This window comes from Kitasatospora sp. NRRL B-11411, assembly GCF_000721345.1.
GTDB lineage: Bacteria > Actinomycetota > Actinomycetes > Streptomycetales > Streptomycetaceae > Kitasatospora > Kitasatospora cineracea.
The window spans coordinates 1-1,942 of record NZ_JOGH01000263.1 but is presented as its reverse complement, the minus strand read 5'-3'; the positions used below and the strand labels follow the sequence as shown (position 1 = coordinate 1,942).

At 74.9% G+C, this 1,942-nt stretch carries 1 protein-coding gene and 1 pseudogene; both read right to left on the bottom strand.

All coding sequences use genetic code 11. The annotated features are described in order from the left end of the window. Positions 1-738, bottom strand: a pseudogene (locus IH44_RS0139745) (acetyl-CoA C-acyltransferase); the annotation flags it as partial. A gap of 56 nt (positions 739-794) precedes the next feature. Continuing rightward, positions 795-1,895: an SGNH/GDSL hydrolase family protein gene (locus tag IH44_RS0139740; RefSeq protein WP_030464727.1), complete on the bottom strand. Its 1,101-nt coding sequence runs from the start codon at positions 1,893-1,895 to the stop codon at positions 795-797. Positions 1,896-1,942: the final 47 nt, after the last annotated feature.

Below are 1,942 nucleotides of genomic sequence, written 5' to 3'. Positions count from 1 at the left end.
GAGTTCGCGGGCCTTGGTGTCGGACATGACGACCAGGGCGGCGGCGCCGTCGTTGAGCGGGCAGCAGTTACCGGCCGTCACGGTGCCGTCGGGGCGGAACACCGGCTTCAGCCCGGACACGCCCTCCACCGTCACCCCCGCGCGCGAACGCACGCCGAACTCGTCCTGCTCGGCCCGGGTGATGCCCTTGAGCGCGGCCAGGTTCTCCGCGGTCTGCCCCATCGCGATGTACGCGTCCGGCACCAGGCCGTCCTCGCGCGGGTCGTGCCACTCACCGCCGCCCGTCTCCGCCCGGTGCTTGGTGCGCGCCTGCGCCTCGTCGAACAGCGGGTTCGTGGTGCCCGGCATGCCGTCCGAGGTGCCGTTGATCGAGCGCGAGACAGTCTCGACGCCCGCCGAGATGAAGACGTCGCCCTCGCCCGCCTTGATCGCGTGCAGCGCCATCCGGGTCGTCTGCAGCGACGAGGAGCAGTAGCGGGTGATGGTCGCGCCCGGCAGGTAGTCCATGCCCATCTGCACGGCCACGATCCGGGCCAGGTTGTGGCCCTGCTCGCCGCCCGGCAGGCCGCAGCCCAGCATCAGGTCGTCGATCTGCCGCGGGTCCAGCTCCGGGACCTTGGCGAGCGCGGCGCCGATGATCTGCGCGGTCAGGTCGTCCGGGCGGACGTCCTTCAGCGAGCCCTTGAACGCCCGGCCGATCGGCGAACGGGCGGCGCTGACGATGACGGCTTCGGGCATGGCGGGCTCCTCGCTGAGTGACCTCGGGACGCGATCCGGCGGATCTCCCGGGAAAGTTACCGCTTGGTAGCTCCGGCGTCATCCGCCTCCGGATGTGAGTTCGCCGACGCGTCCCCCCGCGGCGGGCGGTCGGCGTCCGGCTCGACCGCACCGGCCTCCTCCCCGCCCGGCAGAGCCAGCCGGAAGCGTTGCTTCAACGTCGCCCACCGCCAGGTGCCGTTCGCCGGACCGGCCGCCGACACCTCGGTGCCCGACCGCCCCGCCGCCGCCGCGGCCGCCACCGCCACCGGCAGCACCGCCTGCGGCTCCACCGCACCGCCCGCCTCCGGCGACTCCTGCGGCCACAAGTCCAGCGCCGCGCACAGCGAAGGCAGCAGCGCCATCGACGCCGTCGCGTAACCCTGCGCCGACGGGTGGTAGCGGTCCGCGGCGAACAGCTCCGGGCGGGTGGCGAACTCCGGCCCCAGCAGCGAACCCAGCGAGACCGTCCGCCCGCCCGCCTCCACCACCGCGATGGTCTGCGCCGCCGCGAGCTGCCGGCTCAACCGCCGCGCCACCCAGCGCAACGGCGGCCGGACCGGCTTGATGGTGCCCAGGTCCGGACAGGTGCCCACCACCACGTGGCACCCCGCCGAGACCAACGCGCCCACCGCCTCGCCCAGTTCGCGCACGCTGCGGGCCGCCGGGGCGTGCCGGGTCACGTCGTTCGCACCGATCATCAGCACCGCGACGTCCGGCCGCTGCGGCAGCGCCGACTCCAACTGCCGGGCCAGGTCCGACGAACGGGCCCCCGTCCGCGCCGCGTTCACCAGCCGCACCCGGCGCTCCGCGACCGAGGCCAGGCCCGACGCCAGCAGCGCACCCGGCGTCTCCTGCGGGCGCTGCACCCCCAGCCCGGCCGCCGTCGAATCGCCCAGGAACGCCAGCAGCAGGGGCGGCCGGGAGTCCTCCGGGTCGGCGAAGGCCTCGCCGTACACCCCGTCCGCGAACGGCGGATCGCCGTCCAGCACCCCGATCGCCCGGATCGCCATCCGGCTCTCGGTCAGCAGCACCCCCGCCAGCCCCACCCCCAGCAGCCCCAGCCCACCGCCTCCGTAGGCCGCCGCCGTGGCGATCCGTCGCGCCACCCGGGCCCTCGACGCCTGCGAGCCGGTCATGGCCCACCCCCTCCTCCGCTCCGCACACCGGTACCCCACTGCTACCC

Excerpts from the sequence above, each read along its gene's own strand:
- IH44_RS0139740 (WP_030464727.1), bottom strand. The coding sequence starts at position 1,895 with ATGACCGGCTCGCAGGCGTCGAGGGCCCGGGTGGCGCGACGGATCGCC.